The sequence below is a fragment of the Variovorax sp. WS11 genome (assembly GCF_010499245.1).
Classification (GTDB): Bacteria; Pseudomonadota; Gammaproteobacteria; order Burkholderiales; family Burkholderiaceae_C; genus Variovorax.
The window spans coordinates 305190-319691 of record NZ_JAAGOW010000001.1 but is presented as its reverse complement, the minus strand read 5'-3'; the positions used below and the strand labels follow the sequence as shown (position 1 = coordinate 319691).

The window sequence follows — 14502 nt, the reverse complement described above, 5'->3', positions numbered from 1 at the left end:
AGTCCACCCCACGACAACCCTCTCCACCCGAAGGCATCCATGGAACGTCCCCGCATCCTCCACATGTTCACGCCCGGCCGCCAGATGAGCCCCTTCGACATCAACATGGCGGCGGATGCGGGCTACCAGATCATCGCGCCCTGTTGCGAGGTGGACCTGGACCGCGTCACCGCACTGACGCAGGACACCATCTTCTCGCGCGGGCCGAAGGGCGTCGCCCGCACCGGCATCTTCATCGGCGGGCGCGATGCGCAGCTGGCCGCCGACATGCTCGAGCGCGCGAGGGCCTCGATGGTCAAGCCCTTCATCGTCTCGCTGATGGCCGACCCGAGCGGCGCCTACACCACGGCCGCGGCCATGGTCGCCTGCGTCGAGGCGGCGTTGAAGCGCCGGCAGTCCCAAGGCCTGGAGGGCCAGCGCGTGGTGATCCTGGGTGGTACCGGCCCGGTGGGCCGCGTGGCCGGCGTGATCGCCGCACAGGCCGGCGCCGAGGTCTTTCTGTCCAGCCGCAATGGCATCGATGCCGCCGAGCAGGCCGCGCACGAAACCGGACAGCGCTTCGGCGTCGGCTTGCACGGCCTGTCCGGCGGCGACCCGGCTGCCGTGCGAAGGTCCATCGCCGAGGCGGATGTGCTGCTCGCCTGCGCCGCGGCAGGCGTCCAGGTGGTGTCGAGCGAGGCGCTCGGCGCCGCCACCCGCCTCAAGGTCGCGGCCGACGTGAATGCGGTGCCGCCGGAAGGCATTGCCGGCGTCGGGGTGATGGACAACGCCAAGCCATTGGCCGGCACGCAGGCCGTCGGCATCGGCGCGCTGGCGGTGGGCAACGTCAAGTACCAGACGCAGCATCGCCTGCTGGTGCAGATGTGCGAGGCCGAGAAGGCGCAGGTGCTGAGCTTTCCCGAGGCCTTCGAGGTCGCCCGCGCCTTCCTGGCCGAGCAGGCCGGCAACACGGCGTGAGGCAAACGCGCGCGATGCAGACGCTCGCCGTCGCCGCCGTGTCCGCGCGCGCCATGGCGCAGGCGGCGGCGCACGACGGCTTCGACGTGGTGGCGCTCGATCTGTTCGGCGACGTCGACACGCGCCGCACCGCCTCGCGCTGGCTGCCGATCGGCGCGCCGGGAAGCCTGCACATCGATGCGGCGCAGGTCCTGGCCGCGCTGCGCGAGTTGGCGCGCGAACGTGAAGGCGGGGCGCCGCTCGTGGGATGGGTGGCGGGCAGTGGCTTCGAGGGAGAGCCCGATCTGCTCGCGCAGGGCGCCGCCGTGCTGCCGCTGATCGGCACTGCGGCGGCCGCGGTGCGCCGCTTGCGCGATCCGGCGCTGTTCTTCGGCTTTCTCGCCGGCGAGCGCATTCCGCATCCGCCGGTGAGCTTCGAGCCGCCCGAGGATGCCGAAGGGTGGTTGATGAAGGATGCGCACGGCTGCGGCGGCTGGCATGTTCGCCGCCCGCCCTGGCCGAAGGATGAGCGGCTCCCAGCGCAGCACTACTACCAGCGCGAGATGGCGGGGCTGCCGATGTCGGCCACCTTCATCGCCAATGGCCGCGACGTGCATGTGCTGGGCTTCAATGAACTCGGCGTGCGTCGCTTCGGCACGCGGCCCTTCGTTTTCTGCGGCGCGGTCGGTCCCATCCCCATCGCGGCCGACATGGCACTCCGCGTGACGGCCATCGCGCAGGCGCTCAGCGCGGAGTTCGAGCTGCGCGGCCTGTGCAGCCTGGATTTCATGCGCGACGGCGACGCCATCGGCGTGCTGGAGGTCAACCCGAGGCCACCGGCGAGCATGAGCCTTTACCGTCGGCCATTCGGTTCGGGCCTGATGCAGGCGCACGTGCGTGCCTGCCTGGAAGGCGCGCTGCCGCCGGCAACGCCCGCCCAGGCGCAGGACATCGAAGGCATGGAGATCGTCTTCGCGCGGCGACCGCTGCAGCTCGATGCAGCCGCAGCGCGCCGGCTGGCGGCATGGCCCGGCATCCACGACCTGCCCGATGCCGGCCAGCGCTTCGACATCGACGACCCCGTGTGCACCCTGAGCGCCGGCGGCACCGACGCCGGGCAGGTGCGCATGCGCTTGAACGAAGGCCGCGAACGGCTGCTGCAATCACTGGAGACCTTGGCATGAGCAACACCTCTTCGCCGGCGGCCGTCGCGGGCCTGAGCGTCAACCGCCTGGCGCGGCCCCTGGTCGAGCGCCTGCTGGCCGATGCCGATGCACTGGCCGTGCAGCTGCGCCGCGACGACACCGGCGTCCACATCGTCGATGCCGGCATCGAAGCGCGCGGCAGCGTGGCGGCCGGCCTGCAGGTGGGCGAGATCTGCATGGGCGGACTGGGGCAGGTGAAGCTGCGCAGCGGCGGCAGCGCCGAAGGCTGGCCCACTTGGCTCGACGTGCGCAGCTCCCAGCCGGTCCTGGCCTGCCTGGGCAGCCAGTACGCGGGCTGGAGCCTGTCGGCGAGCAAGGAGGAGACCGGCGACAAGAAGTTCTTCTCGCTCGGCTCCGGTCCGGCGCGCGCGCTGGCGGTCAAGGAAGAACTCTTTGCCGAACTGGGCTACCGCGATCGCGCGGAATTCGGCGTGCTGGTGCTGGAAGTCGACCGCCCGCCGCCGAAGATCGTGATCGACAAGCTGCTGCGCGACTGCGACCTGCCTGCGCACGCGCTGACGCTGATCCTCACGCCCACCACCAGCCTCGCGGGCACGACGCAGGTGGTCTCGCGCGTGCTCGAAGTGGCGCTGCACAAGGCGCATGCGCTGGGCTTTGCGCTGGCGGACATCGTCGATGGTGCGGCCACCGCGCCGCTGCCTTCGCCCAGCAGCGATGGCGTCGAGGCCATGGGGCGCACCAACGACGCCATCCTTTACGGCGGCCGCGTGCACCTGACGGTGCGCGGCGACGACGATGCGGCCCGCGCGCTGGCGCGTGCGCTGCCCTCGCGCAACTCGCGCGACTACGGGCGTTCGTTCGCGGAGATCTTCAAGGAGGCGGCGTTCGACTTCTACAAGATCGATGGCGCGCTGTTCGCCCCGGCCGAGGTGTGGGTCAGCAGTCTGGCCAGCGGCCGCACCTGGCACGGCGGGGCCTCCGACATGGCGCTGCTGCGGCGCCTGTGGCTGCAGGAGGCCTCGGACGATGGATCGCAGGCGCAGGTGAGGCCATGACCCTTCGCGTGGCCATCATGAGCGACGAGACCGGCTGGCACACGCGCCAGCTTCAAGCCGCGCTGCGCGCGCGCGGCGCGCTGGGGCGCTGCGTCGACCTGGCGGCCTGCCAGATCGACACCACGGCGGCCTGGCATGGCCTGGTCCTTCCCGGCTACGGGCGCGAGCTGCCCGACGCGGTGCTCGTGCGCGGCATTGCCGGCGGCAGCTTCGAGCAGGTGACGAAGCGTCTCGGCGTGCTGCATGCGCTGCGCGAGCTGGGCGTGCCGGTCTACAACGACGCCCGCGCGATCGAGCGTTCGGTGGACAAGTCGATGACCAGCCTGCTGCTGCATGCCGCGCGCATTCCCGCTCCCGCCACCTGGGCGACGGAGTCCGCCGCCCAGGCCCGGCGCATCGCGATGCGCGAAACCGCCGCGGGCCATGCGCTCGTGCTCAAGCCCTTGTTCGGCTCGCAGGGCAAGGACCTGCAGCTGGTGGGCGAGGTCGACGGCGTGCACCACCCGATGCCGGACATCGACACGCGCTATGCGGGGCTGGCTTATCTGCAGCGCTTCGTGCCGCCGGTGGCCGCACCGGGCTTCGACTGGCGCGTGCTGGTGGTGGGCGGGCGCGCGCTGACCGCGATGCGGCGCGTGAGCGCGCACTGGGTGCACAACGTGGCGCAGGGCGCGCGCTGCGAGCCGGCCGAACTGGAGCACCCGCTCGCGCAATTGGCCGAACGCGCTGCGCTCGCGCTGGACATGGACTACGCCGGCGTGGACCTCATCGCAGCGGCGAGCGGGCCTCGCATCCAGGTGCTGGAAGTCAATGGCGTCGCCGCCTGGCAAGGTCTGCAGCGCGTGACGCGCTTCAACATCGCCGGCGCCATCGTCGACGACCTGCTGGACCGCAAGATGGCGCAGGCACGCCGCCGCCAGCAGGAGGGCATGCCGCCGGAGCGCCGCGCCTGATGAGCGCGCAGCAGGCGGCGATCGAGCGCGCCCGGGCCGCGTTCCTGCGGGCCTGCTGGCTCGATGTCGCGGTGCGCAAGCCCGGCAACGTCAGCCTGGCCTCGCCGGGGCACGGGATGCAGGCCTCGATGTTCATCGCCAGCGCGCAGGCCGCGGCGGGGCCGCTGTTCGAGCCCGGCCTGGGCGTGGGCGCGCGCATCGAGGGCGCCGTGGCCGCGACCTGGGCGGTCGCCGGATGCAACACCAACCTCGGCATCCTGCTGCTGTGCGCGCCGATCGCGCTGGCCGTGGAGCGACACCCCGGCGCTGCGACCCGCACGGACCTGCATGCGGCCGTCGAGTCCGTGCTGACCGGCCTCGACATCGACGACGCGCGCGCGGCCTATCGCGCGATTGCGCGCGCGCACCCCGGCGGCCTGGGAAGCGCGCCGGCCGAAGACGTGCGCGAGGCGCCGAGCGTGGACCTGCGCGCCGCGATGGCATTGGCCGCCGACCGCGATCTCATCGCGCGGCAGTACCGCGACGGCTTTGCTGATTTGTTCGCGCTGGCCTTCGAGGCGCCGGTCTGCGCAATGGCCTGCGGCGAGGGGCAGCAGGGCGCCACCGATGCGCCGCCCGATGCCGCCGCTGTGGCTTGCGTGCAACGCCTCTACCTGGCCTGTTTGAGCGGCGTGGCCGATTCACACATTGTTCGAATTCACGGCGAGGGGGTGGCACAGACTGTCATGGCGGCGGCGCAGGCCTGGCGCGAGCGCGAGCGCGCAGGCGCGGTGCTGGATGCCGACCCCGGCTTCGCCGCCTGGGACCTGTCGCTGAAGTCGGGGCGCATCAACCCGGGAACCAGCGCCGATTTCACGGTCGCGGCACTGCTGCTGGCCGGCTGGATCGGGCCGTGCGCGGCGCCCGTGCGCGACGCGGCTCATGGATGGCACGGATCGTGATACCCATGACCTTGCGCTGGTCGTTCTGGCCGGTGTCGCAACGACCTTATTCACCCTTTGAGGAGACCCGTGACCATGGCAAAAATCGATCGACTGATGGTGGGCGAATCGCTCGTCGGCGAGGGCAATGAAGTCGCCCACATCGACCTGATCATCGGCCCGCGCGGAAGCGCTGCCGAAACGGCATTCGCGAACGCGTTGACCAACAACAAGGATGGCTTCACCTCGCTGCTCGCCGTCGTGGCCCCCAATCTGCTGGCCAAGCCGCCGACCGTGATGTTCAACAAGGTGACCATCAAGGGCGCCAAGCAGGCGGTGCAGATGTTCGGGCCGGCGCAGCGCGCGGTGGCACTGGCGGTGGCCGACAGCGTCGAGGACGGCACCATCCCCATGGCCGAGGCGGACAACCTGTTCCTGTGCGTCGGCGTGTTCATCCATTGGCAGGCCGACGACGACAAGAAGATCCAGGACTACAACTACCAGGCGACGCGCGAGGCGATCCAGCGCGCCGTGGCGGGCTCGCCCACGGCCGCCGAAGTGGTGGACAAGAAGGGCACGATGGCGCATCCCTTTGCCGCGCATCTATAGGCCTGCAAAAAAAGAAAAGCCGGCCCGTTGGGCCGGCTCCTTCTGGCACGGTGCGTTCAGTGCTTGGCGGGCACCATGCCGCTGGCGAGAAACTTCAGAACCGTCGCGCCGTGGGCCGATTTCGACAGGGGGTGTGCCGGCGCGTGGCGCTCGATCTGGACGCCGACGGACCGCACGTCGTCGAACTTGCGTGGCTTCACGACCTTGACGCGAACCCAGCTCGCGCCGAATTCGTGGATGAGGATGTCGGCGATCGCCTCTGCGAAAGCCTCGAGCAGTTGCAGGCGGTGCTCGACCAGGAGCCGCTGCAGCCGCTCGCGCACGACGCCGTAGTCGATCGTGTCGGCGATGCGGTCGGTGTCGCAGGCGCGAGCGCGGGGCACACCCGCATGCACGTCGATCAGGAGCGGCTGCGCGTGGTGCAGTTCCGATTCGTGGATGCCGATCACCGTCTCGCCGCGGAAGCCTTCGATGAAGATCAGATCCATCGGTGCGGGGACCTCGGCGGCGTCGGCAGCGGAGACTTGGGACACATGGGAAGGTTGGCCGGTGGAAGGACGCAAGCTGTTGTTCAAGTGGTGTCTCCAAGTGAGTCGAATGTGTTTGAAAGTGTGTCCTCTTGCGAGGCGGACTCGCAGGGCGGGATGCATCAACGCAAAATGCAGGCCAGTGAGCGAAGCTGCTGCGGCGGGTGCGGGCTCGGTGTTTCACCGGGTGTGCGCAATGCCGGCAAGCACACCACAATGAGCTGAAGGAGACACGATGGAACGCGCCGGAGAACTCCAATGACATTGATGCCGCGGCAAGGGGATCGGCACGCCGATCGCGTGTTCGACGTCGTCAGGCGAGGCTTTCACGAAGAGGGCAACGACCTGGTCACGCGCTCGTGGAGCCGTTGCGTGAACCAGTACCAGCTCGACCCGGGGCGCGCGCGAGAGCCGGCCGTGATCACGGCAGCAGCGTTGCAGACCCGGCGCGACCGGCAGGCCGACGTCATCGAATGCGCGCGCTACGAGATGACGACGCTCTACCAGCAACTCGCGGACGCCGAGTCCGCGGTGGTGCTGACCGACACCGATGGCGTCATCGTGCACATGGTGTCCTCGCCCGAGTTCGCGGCGGAGGTCGAGCCGATGGGCCTGCATGCCGGCGGCGTCTGGGGCGAAGCCGAGGCCGGCACGAACGGCATGGGCACCTGCCTCGCGGCCGCGCATCCGATCTCCGTGCGGCGCGAGGAGCATTTCTTCAGCCAGTTCACGCAGCTCACCTGCTCGGCGGTGCCGGTGTTCGATCCGACCGGCGAGATCATCGCGGTGCTCGACGTGACCAGCCGCTCCAGCCTGATGCAGCAGCATGTGCTGGTCCTGCTGGGCATGACGTCGCGCATGATCGAGAACCGGCTCATCGATAAGCGCTTCTCGAACGCGCATCCGATGCATTTCCACAGCCGGCCCGAGTTCGTCTACACGCTGCACGAGGGCAAGCTCGCAGTGGGCGATGACGGCCGCATTCTGGCGGCCAACCGCAGCGCCTTGTTCCAGCTCGGCATGCAATCGATGGACGAGATCCGCAGCCAGCGCATCGACGACCTGTTCCAGACCTCGCTCGAGGACATCCTGCAGCGCAGCCTGTCCTCGTCCTTCCATCCGGTCGTGGCTTACCGCGCCAAGGCGGCGCTGCGCTTCTTCGCGGTGGCGCGCCGACCGGCGTCCGACGCTGCCGCGCCCTCGCGGGCGCGCCTGGTGAGCACGGGCACGGCCGTGGGTGCGGGCGCACTGGGCGAGGCGGGGGCCGAAGGCTCGCGCCCGCGCAACGCGCCGAGCATCCGCACCTTCAAGGACGCGCGTCTCGTCGCCCACCTGGACACCGCGCGGCGCGTGGTGGCGCGCAGCACCCCCGTGCTGCTGTGCGGCGAGACCGGTTCCGGCAAGGAGGTCTTCGCGCGCGCGATCCACGAAACCAGCCCGCATGCCGACGGCGCCTTCGTCGCCGTCAACTGCGCGAGCCTGCCCGAGACCCTGATCGAATCCGAGCTCTTCGGCTACAAGGCCGGCGCCTTCACCGGCGCGCAGCGCAGCGGGCGGCGCGGCAAGATCCTGCAGGCCGACGGCGGCACGCTGTTCCTCGACGAAATCGCCGACATGCCGCTGGACCTCCAGGCGCGATTGCTGCGCGTGCTCGACGAGCGGCAGGTCACGCCCCTGGGCACCGAAGAGACTCATCCGGTGGACTTCCAGCTCGTGAGCGCGAGCCACCGCCATTTGCCGAGCCTGGTGCGCGACGGACGCTTCCGCGAGGACCTCTACTACCGCCTGGCCGGCATCGAGCTGGACCTGCCGCCCTTGCGCGACCGCAGCGACAAGCGCGAGCTGATCCAGGCCATCCTGGCGGACGAAGGCGGCAGCGCATGCAGGCTGGGCGACGAGGCCGAGCGCCTGCTGATGGCGCATCCCTGGCCCGGCAACCTGCGGCAGCTGCGCCACGTGCTGCGCAGCGCCGCGGCGCTGGCCGACGGCAAGACCATCACGCGGGAGCACCTGCCCTCGCTCGCGCCGCGGCCGGCGCCCTCGGCGGCGCATGCGCCTGCTGCGCTGCCCGCCGCCGCCGAGGCAGTGGCTGCAGGGGCGAGCGACGCCGATGCGGCGCCCGCGATCAAACTCAACCCGATTCAGGCCAACGAGCGGCAGGTCCTGTTGCAGATGCTGGAGCAACATCGTTGGAACGTGAGCAATGTCGCCAAGGCGCTCGATGTCAGCCGCAACACCTTGTACCGAAAACTCCACAAGCTCCACATCGAAATCTCCCCGGCGGACTGAGTCCGCGGTGCCGTCGGGGCTGGCCGGCGCGGGGCATTCCGATGCCGGCGCCATCGACCCGCGCGGTGCGGGCCCGTCTCTCGAAGACGGCGAGCCGCAGCTGCCCGAAGCGCCGCCGCGCTCGCGCCTCGCTTGGTGCATCACGGGGTCGGGCCATTTCCTGGAGGAGTCGCTGGCGATCGCCGCGCGGCTGCCGGCGGTGGACCTGTTCCTCTCGGCGGCGGCCGAGGAGGTGTTGCCGATCTACAAGCTGCACATCGACGCGTTGAGACCGCGCTTTCGCGTGTTTCGCGACAAGACGGCCAGCGGCGTGCCGGTGGGCATGCTCTACGACGACATCTATCACACCGTCGTGGTGGCACCGGCGACCAGCAACACGGTGGCCAAGTGCGCGTTCGGCATCAGCGACACGCTGCCGACCAACATGTTCGCCCAGGCCGGCAAGCTCGGCATTCCTGGCATCGTGTTTGCATGCGATACCGAGCCGGTGGTGGTCACCAAGTCGCCCCACGACTGGGTGACGCTGCGTCCGCGGCGGATCGAGCTGGACAACGTCGAGCGGCTGCGCGGCATCGACTTCTGCCGGGTGGTCTGCTCGCCGGCCGAACTCGAAGCCTTGCTCGATGCACGCCTGAAGGAACTCTCTCTCGCATGGAACACATCGTCTTCCTGACCGGGCGCCTCGCCCAAGCCAGCCTCACGCGGGTGCTGGCCGGCATCGAGGCGGCTCCGTTCACATGGGAAGTGCGGGAGATCGGGCTGCAGGTGGCCGCGCTCATGACGACCGACCTGATCCGCCGGCGCGTGGCGGCGCCCGTGTTCAGCGACGCCGAACCCGAAGGCGAGCCGCGGCGGGCCGACCGCATCATCGTGCCGGGGCGCTGCCGCGGCGATGTCGACGCCTTGAGCCTGCACTACGGCGTTCCGGTGGAGCGCGGTCCGCAGGAACTGAAGGACCTGCCGCGCCACTTCAACCGCAGCGCGCGGCCTGTCGACCTGAGCGAGTACCGGGTCGCGATCTTTGCCGAGATCGTCGATGCGCCGCGGCTGTCGGTGGCCCAGATCGTCGAGCGCGCGCACCAGCTCGCCGCCGACGGCGCCGATGTCATCGACCTCGGCTGCCTGCCCGAGACGCGCTTCGATCACCTGGCCGAGAGCGTGCAGGCGCTGAAGGCCGCCGGCTTCGAGGTCAGCGTGGATTCGAGCGATGCGCAGGAACTGCTGCGCGGCGGCAAGGCCGGTGCCGACTATCTGCTGAGCCTCACGCTGGACAGCCTGTGGATCGCCGACGAGGTGGCTGCGACACCGGTACTGATCCCGCGCGTTCCGGCCGACGAGGAGTCGCTGTACCAGGCCGTGGCCCAGCTGCAGCGCCGCGGGCGTGCCTTCCTGGCGGATTCGATCCTCGACCCGATCCCCTTCGGGCTGACCGCCTCCATCGTGCGCTACCACCGGCTGCGCGCGCGGTTTCCGGATGCGCCGATCATGCTCGGCATCGGCAACCTCACCGAGCTCACCGAGGCCGACACGAGCGGCATCAACGCGGTGCTGTTCGGCATCGCGGCCGAACTGGATGTCGCGGCCGTCCTCACGACCCAGGTCAGCCAGCATGCCCGCCGCGCCGTGCGCGAGGCCGACTGGGCGCGCCGCATCATGCATGCAGCGGCTCATCACGGCACCTTGCCCAAGGGCATGAGCGACGCGCTGATGACGGTGCATGCGAAGCACCCCTTTCCGGACACGCCCGAAGAAATCGGCGAGATCGCCGCGCAGGTGCGCGACCCGAACTTCCGCGTGCAGATCTCGCCCCTGGGCCTGCACGTGTACAACCGCGACGGCATGCGCCTGGGGCAGGGCGCCTTCGAGCTCTGGCCGCAGCTCAAGCTGGAAGACGATGCGGACCATGCCTTCTACATGGGCGTGGAGCTGGCGCGCGCGGAGATCGCCTGGCAGCTGGGCAAGCGCTACGTGCAGGACCAGCCGCTGGAATGGGGCTGCGCCGCACCGCGGGTCACCGAGGACCTGGCGCGCTGGTGCGCGCCGGGCACCACCATGAAGGCGTCGAGAAACAAGGCGACCCCATGAACGACCAGATCTTCGAAGCCGTGGTGACCACCGTGGCGCCGGGCGGGCCATCGCATGTGGCGCCGATGGGCGTGCGCTACCAGCAAGGCGGCGGCATCGTGCTGATGCCGTTCAAGCCCTCCGTCACGCACGACAACATCGTGGCCACGGGTCGGGCGGTGCTCAACATCGTGTGCGACACCCGCGTGTTCGCCGGCTGCGTGACAGGCCGCAAGCTCTGGCCCACGCTGGCGGCCGAACGCATCGAGGGCGTGCGCCTCGCGTGCGCGTTGCGCCACGTCGAGCTGGAGCTGGTCGAGCGCCGAGACGACGTGCAGCGGCCGGTGTTGCGCCTGGCGGCCGTGCACGAGGCCACGCATGCACCCTTCACCGGCTTCAACCGCGCCCAGGCCGCGGTGATCGAGGGTGCCGTCCTGGTCAGCCGCCTGCACATGCTGCCACCCGAGAAAGTGAACACCGAGATGAGCTACCTGCAGATCGCGATCGACAAGACCGCGGGACCCGAGGAACGCGAAGCGTGGGAGTGGCTGCGCGCCGCGGTGGCGCAGCACCATGCCCGAGCGCAGGAAGGCACATCGTGATGCGCATGCTGGTCAGTGTCCGCAGCGTGCCGGAGGCCCTGCTCGCGGCAGGCGGCGGAGCCGACTTCATCGACCTCAAGGAGCCCGGCGAAGGCGCACTGGGCGGTTTGCCGGTGGCGACGATTGCCGCCATCGTGCGTGCCTTGCGCGCGCATCACATCGCACGCCCCGTGAGCGCGACCATCGGCGACCTGCCGATGCACGCGCTGCAGCGCATCCGTGCGCAGGTCGAGGCCGTCGGCGCCTGCGGGGTGGACTATGTGAAGGTCGGCATCGAGCGGGGGCCGCAGGCCTTCGCCGTGCTCGACGCGCTGGCGGCCTGCGACCGGCCGGTGGTGCCGGTCTTCGTGGCCGACCGCGGTCTCGATGCGGCGCTGGTCGCGCATGCCTGCGGGTTGCCCTTTCCCGCGCTCATGGCCGACACCGCCGACAAGCAGGCCGGCAGCCTGTTCGATGCGGTGCCGATGGCGCAGCTGCGGCACTTCCTGGCGCACGTGCGCGCCGCGGGGCAACTGGTCGGGCTGGCGGGTGCGCTGCGCACGGCGGATGTTCCCTTGCTGCAGGCGCTGGCGCCCGATTTTGCGGGCTTTCGCAGTGCGGTCTGCGTCGGCGACCGCGCGACGGCGCTGTGCCCGCAGCGCCTGGCGGCGCTGGCCGCGCTGCTGCGCGGGCAGGCCGTCGAGCCCCTGGCTGCCTGAACCGGCGCCCTCAGCGCGCAGCGTAGTTGGCTTCGCCCAGCAGCAGCGCCCGCATGGTGTCCACCTGGCTCTTGTGGAGCAAGGTGATCGGGAAGGCGGCGTCGTCGGACAGCTCGGCGAACTGCGGGTCGACCACGCCGGCATCGCCCAGCTCGGCCAGCGTCAGCTGCGGGTCGATGGCGCAGGACTTGATCATCACCAGTTGCTCGGCGTTGAGATGCTTCGCCAGGTCCAGCGCGATGGTGTCGGACGTGGCTTCCCAGCTGGTGCGCCCATCCGGCTTGTCGCGCCGCAGCTCGAGGGGCAGCCACAGCGCAGTCTTTCCCTGGTGCAGCAGATCGGGGATGTCGCTCCTGCGCGCGGCCAGCCGCAGTGCGGGATTCAGCGCGTGCAACTGGTAGGCGGTCTGCGCCATCGCCAGCACCGCCATGTTGTGCGCGGCCAGGTCATCGAACTGCCATTGCGCCTGGACGCGCCGCACCTCGTCGGCGAAGCTGCCGCCCCCGCAAACGATCGTCACGCGGCCGCCGCCGATCTGGGTGAGCAGATCCAGCCAGTGCAGCAGCACCGGGTCGGCGCAGAGGCTGCCGCCGATCTTGACGACCCACATCAGTCGTGCTCCCGTTCGAACAGCGCCGCCACCGCGACGCTCGGAGCGCACACCTGCGCCCAGCCGGCGGTGCCCGCCGCCGCATCGCGGGCCACCTTGGCCACGTCGCTGCCATAGGCGGCGAGCCGCAGGGCCGATCCGGCGGCGGCTGCCAGCTCGGGCGCGAGGAAGGCGCCGCAGCCGGCGCTGACGATCACGGCTTCATGGGACAGCGCATGCGCGGCCAGAACGCGGCGCAACTGCGCGGCCAGGGCCTCGAGCTGGGCGCCGCGCCAGGCCCGGGCCAGGGCCAGCCATTCGTCGGCGGAGGCATCGCGTGCGTCCAGTCCCACCATGCGCGCGAGGCGCTGGCGCGTCGCCGGCAGGCTCTTGGCGGCGTTGTCGGCGCTGGGGTGCAGGTCGTGCGCCGGATCCAGCTCGCCATTGAGCCGGTAGATGTCCGCGGTCGTGGCGAAGAATTCGTTCATCACCTGGCTCTCTTGGCCACGCCAGCGGATGCGCTGGGTCAGCGCGCACAAGGGCGTGCGCACCACGCCATGGTAGGCCAGCTCGCCGCTGACCAGGCGTTCCGCATCGCTGCGGCTCGTGGTCAGCACGCGCCCCTGGCCGAACGCGATCAGGTCGGTGGTCGTGCTGCCGATGTCGAGCAGCACGCCCTGCGGCAAGGTAAGGGCGGCATGGCGCGCGGTCGCCAGCCAGTTGGCCGAGGCCACGCGCTCCCAATGCCCGGCAACCTCCGCGGCGCTGCACCAGCCGGCGTCGCCGGCAAAGAAGTGCAGCGCCTTCGGCGGCACGGGCAGCGAAGCGGCCAGCGTGGCAGCGATGCTTCGAACGCCGTCCTCGCGCTCGGGGAACAGGTCGACCATCTCGCCCGTCATGGTCACGGCATGCTGCGCGGCCTCGAGGCCGGGCCAGCGCTGGCAGGCGGCATGCAAGGCGCGCACCAGATGATCCAGGCCCTGCCAGAGCGGGCAACCCCATTGCGCCACGTCGACCACCTCGCCGCGCTGCAGCAGGCAGGCCTTGACGTGCGCGCCGCCGATGTCCCACCCGATGGTGGTGCGTTCAGGCGTGGGCACGTGCAAGCTCTCCATCTTCGGCGTCGCCGTGCAGGCGGCTTGCGACCAGTTCGGCCGCCAGGTTGCGGCCCAGCGCCGCCGAGAGCCCGACATAGGCGCAGGTGACGCGCGGATTGACCTCGATCGCCACCGGCCCGCGCTGGGGATGCCAGACCAGGTCGATGCCGGCGAAACCGTGCAGGCCCGGGATGGCGCGCACCACTTGCGCGGCCAGGGCCGCCAGGGCGTGCCAGCGCGGATCGTCGCGGCCCAGCGCGTCGACCGTCACGCCTTCGAAGGAGAGCCTGCCTTGCGCATCGAGCGCGATGCGCTGGCGGTTGACGCTCAGCATCTCGGCATTCTGCGCCACGCACAGCAGCGACAGGCTCAGGGCTTCGCCCTCGATCCAGGGCTCGAGCGTGACGGCCGCACCGGCCTGTGCCCGCCGGGTCTGTTCCTCGACAGCCGCCGCGCGGCTGGTGTGGACGTGGGTGGCCACGCCGCCCGCGCCGTCGTCGGGCTTGACCACCCAGCGCTGGACCTCGGGCGCATGCTCGAAGGCCAGCGGCGTGGGCACGCCGTGCGCGGCCAGGTGCGCGAGCGTGGCGTGCTTGCCGGCGGTGAGCTCGATGGCCTCGGCGCTGCAGCCGAGCCAGCGCGCATCGCCGACGGTGCGCTGGAAGCGCGAGAGCAAACCGTCCGTCTCGGGCGCGACCAGCCAGACCAGGTCATGCAGCGCACTCTGCCGCGCCACGAAGGCGAAGGCCGATTCGCCGGCCAGCGGCCGCAGCGGCACGACGCCCGCGGGCAGGGTGTTCACGGGGACGCAGGTGGCCGCCGAGACGGAACAATCGCGCACGCGCAGCAGGTCCGCGACGATGGCATCGCGCATCGACAGGCCCAGCGGCAGCAGCTCGTCGGCCGCCGTATCGTCGCCGTAGTCGCTCCAGCCGCCGCCGCTGAGATACTCGTAAACAAACACGCGTTTCATCATCTTCATCCTCTCTCCGGGCGC

15 protein-coding genes are annotated in these 14502 nt (G+C 70.5%); 11 read left to right on the top strand and 4 right to left on the bottom strand.

What is annotated here, in order from left to right; genetic code table 11:
- Nucleotides 1-39 precede the first annotated feature (39 nt).
- The 6 genes from GXN78_RS01765 to fae all read left to right on the top strand — a co-directional run bounded on the left by GXN78_RS01765 (nucleotide 40) and on the right by fae (nucleotide 5639).
- Nucleotides 40-957 carry an NAD(P)-dependent methylenetetrahydromethanopterin dehydrogenase gene (locus GXN78_RS01765; protein WP_106554012.1) on the top strand — a complete coding sequence of 306 codons (918 nt, stop codon included), beginning with the start codon at nucleotides 40-42 and terminating at the stop codon, nucleotides 955-957.
- Nucleotides 958-971: 14 nt separating this feature from the next.
- Entirely contained in the window at nucleotides 972-2120 is a 1149-nt protein-coding gene (locus GXN78_RS01760; protein WP_106554013.1) for an ATP-grasp domain-containing protein, read from the top strand.
- Nucleotides 2117-3157, top strand: coding sequence for a methenyltetrahydromethanopterin cyclohydrolase (gene mch / locus GXN78_RS01755; RefSeq protein ID WP_106554014.1), 1041 nt, complete (start codon nucleotides 2117-2119; stop codon nucleotides 3155-3157). Before GXN78_RS01760 ends, mch begins: the two co-directional genes overlap by 4 nt.
- Nucleotides 3154-4110, top strand: a complete 957-nt coding sequence (locus tag GXN78_RS01750; protein ID WP_106554015.1) for a RimK family alpha-L-glutamate ligase — start codon at nucleotides 3154-3156, stop codon at nucleotides 4108-4110. Before mch ends, GXN78_RS01750 begins: the two co-directional genes overlap by 4 nt.
- On the top strand, nucleotides 4110-5051 hold the full coding sequence (locus tag GXN78_RS01745; RefSeq protein ID WP_106554016.1) for a triphosphoribosyl-dephospho-CoA synthase: 942 nt from the start codon (nucleotides 4110-4112) through the stop codon (nucleotides 5049-5051). The genes GXN78_RS01750 and GXN78_RS01745 overlap by 1 nt, the downstream gene beginning before the upstream one ends.
- Before the next feature lie 75 nt (nucleotides 5052-5126).
- Nucleotides 5127-5639 carry a formaldehyde-activating enzyme gene (fae, locus tag GXN78_RS01740; RefSeq protein ID WP_106554017.1) on the top strand — a complete coding sequence of 171 codons (513 nt, stop codon included), beginning with the start codon at nucleotides 5127-5129 and terminating at the stop codon, nucleotides 5637-5639.
- Nucleotides 5640-5695: 56 nt separating this feature from the next.
- Here the strand turns inward: fae and GXN78_RS01735 are convergent, their stop codons facing one another.
- The gene (locus GXN78_RS01735; RefSeq protein ID WP_239142571.1) at nucleotides 5696-6214 is read right to left on the bottom strand and encodes a dihydroneopterin aldolase; all 519 of its coding nucleotides are present in this window, start codon (nucleotides 6212-6214) and stop codon (nucleotides 5696-5698) included.
- 210 nt (nucleotides 6215-6424) lie between these two features.
- On the opposite strand from GXN78_RS01735, the gene GXN78_RS01730 reads away from it, so the two are divergent.
- Genes GXN78_RS01730 through GXN78_RS01710 form a run of 5 tightly spaced genes read left to right on the top strand, consistent with a single transcriptional unit; the run spans nucleotide 6425 to nucleotide 11819 of the window.
- Nucleotides 6425-8455, top strand: coding sequence for a sigma-54-dependent Fis family transcriptional regulator (locus GXN78_RS01730; protein WP_106554018.1), 2031 nt, complete (start codon nucleotides 6425-6427; stop codon nucleotides 8453-8455).
- Nucleotides 8456-8462: 7 nt separating this feature from the next.
- Complete coding sequence (locus GXN78_RS01725; protein WP_239142570.1) at nucleotides 8463-9128, top strand: flavoprotein; 666 nt, start codon at nucleotides 8463-8465, stop codon at nucleotides 9126-9128.
- The gene (locus tag GXN78_RS01720) at nucleotides 9107-10540 is read left to right on the top strand and encodes a DUF6513 domain-containing protein (protein ID WP_106554019.1); all 1434 of its coding nucleotides are present in this window, start codon (nucleotides 9107-9109) and stop codon (nucleotides 10538-10540) included. Before GXN78_RS01725 ends, GXN78_RS01720 begins: the two co-directional genes overlap by 22 nt.
- The gene (locus GXN78_RS01715; RefSeq protein ID WP_106554020.1) at nucleotides 10537-11121 is read left to right on the top strand and encodes a DUF447 domain-containing protein; all 585 of its coding nucleotides are present in this window, start codon (nucleotides 10537-10539) and stop codon (nucleotides 11119-11121) included. The genes GXN78_RS01720 and GXN78_RS01715 overlap by 4 nt, the downstream gene beginning before the upstream one ends.
- Nucleotides 11121-11819 (top strand): (5-formylfuran-3-yl)methyl phosphate synthase, encoded by a 699-nt coding sequence (locus GXN78_RS01710; protein WP_239142787.1) that lies wholly within the window; start codon nucleotides 11121-11123, stop codon nucleotides 11817-11819. The genes GXN78_RS01715 and GXN78_RS01710 overlap by 1 nt, the downstream gene beginning before the upstream one ends.
- A gap of 10 nt (nucleotides 11820-11829) precedes the next feature.
- Here GXN78_RS01710 and GXN78_RS01705 read toward each other — a convergent pair whose 3' ends face one another.
- From GXN78_RS01705 to GXN78_RS01695, 3 genes are read right to left on the bottom strand one after another with little or no spacing between them, the layout of a single operon-like run.
- Entirely contained in the window at nucleotides 11830-12429 is a 600-nt protein-coding gene (locus GXN78_RS01705; RefSeq protein ID WP_106554021.1) for an aspartate kinase, read from the bottom strand.
- Nucleotides 12429-13523 (bottom strand): hydantoinase/oxoprolinase family protein, encoded by a 1095-nt coding sequence (locus GXN78_RS01700; protein WP_106554022.1) that lies wholly within the window; start codon nucleotides 13521-13523, stop codon nucleotides 12429-12431. The genes GXN78_RS01705 and GXN78_RS01700 overlap by 1 nt, the downstream gene beginning before the upstream one ends.
- Nucleotides 13495-14487: an ATP-grasp domain-containing protein gene (locus GXN78_RS01695; RefSeq protein ID WP_239142569.1), complete on the bottom strand. Its 993-nt coding sequence runs from the start codon at nucleotides 14485-14487 to the stop codon at nucleotides 13495-13497. Before GXN78_RS01695 ends, GXN78_RS01700 begins: the two co-directional genes overlap by 29 nt.
- Between the last annotated feature and the right edge of the window lie 15 nt (nucleotides 14488-14502).

What these genes read in the sequence shown, in the direction of transcription:
- GXN78_RS01765 (WP_106554012.1), top strand. Translation starts at nt 40, where the DNA reads ATGGAACGTCCCCGCATCCTCCACATGTTCACGCCCGGCCGCCAGATG.
- GXN78_RS01760 (WP_106554013.1), top strand. Translation starts at nt 972, where the DNA reads ATGCAGACGCTCGCCGTCGCCGCCGTGTCCGCGCGCGCCATGGCGCAG.
- mch (WP_106554014.1), top strand. Translation starts at nt 2,117, where the DNA reads ATGAGCAACACCTCTTCGCCGGCGGCCGTCGCGGGCCTGAGCGTCAAC.
- GXN78_RS01750 (WP_106554015.1), top strand. Translation starts at nt 3,154, where the DNA reads ATGACCCTTCGCGTGGCCATCATGAGCGACGAGACCGGCTGGCACACG.
- GXN78_RS01745 (WP_106554016.1), top strand. Translation starts at nt 4,110, where the DNA reads ATGAGCGCGCAGCAGGCGGCGATCGAGCGCGCCCGGGCCGCGTTCCTG.
- fae (WP_106554017.1), top strand. Translation starts at nt 5,127, where the DNA reads ATGGCAAAAATCGATCGACTGATGGTGGGCGAATCGCTCGTCGGCGAG.
- GXN78_RS01730 (WP_106554018.1), top strand. Translation starts at nt 6,425, where the DNA reads ATGACATTGATGCCGCGGCAAGGGGATCGGCACGCCGATCGCGTGTTC.
- GXN78_RS01720 (WP_106554019.1), top strand. Translation starts at nt 9,107, where the DNA reads ATGGAACACATCGTCTTCCTGACCGGGCGCCTCGCCCAAGCCAGCCTC.
- GXN78_RS01715 (WP_106554020.1), top strand. Translation starts at nt 10,537, where the DNA reads ATGAACGACCAGATCTTCGAAGCCGTGGTGACCACCGTGGCGCCGGGC.
- GXN78_RS01710 (WP_239142787.1), top strand. Translation starts at nt 11,121, where the DNA reads ATGCGCATGCTGGTCAGTGTCCGCAGCGTGCCGGAGGCCCTGCTCGCG.
- GXN78_RS01705 (WP_106554021.1), bottom strand. Translation starts at nt 12,429, where the DNA reads ATGTGGGTCGTCAAGATCGGCGGCAGCCTCTGCGCCGACCCGGTGCTG.
- GXN78_RS01700 (WP_106554022.1), bottom strand. Translation starts at nt 13,523, where the DNA reads ATGGAGAGCTTGCACGTGCCCACGCCTGAACGCACCACCATCGGGTGG.
- GXN78_RS01695 (WP_239142569.1), bottom strand. Translation starts at nt 14,487, where the DNA reads ATGAAGATGATGAAACGCGTGTTTGTTTACGAGTATCTCAGCGGCGGC.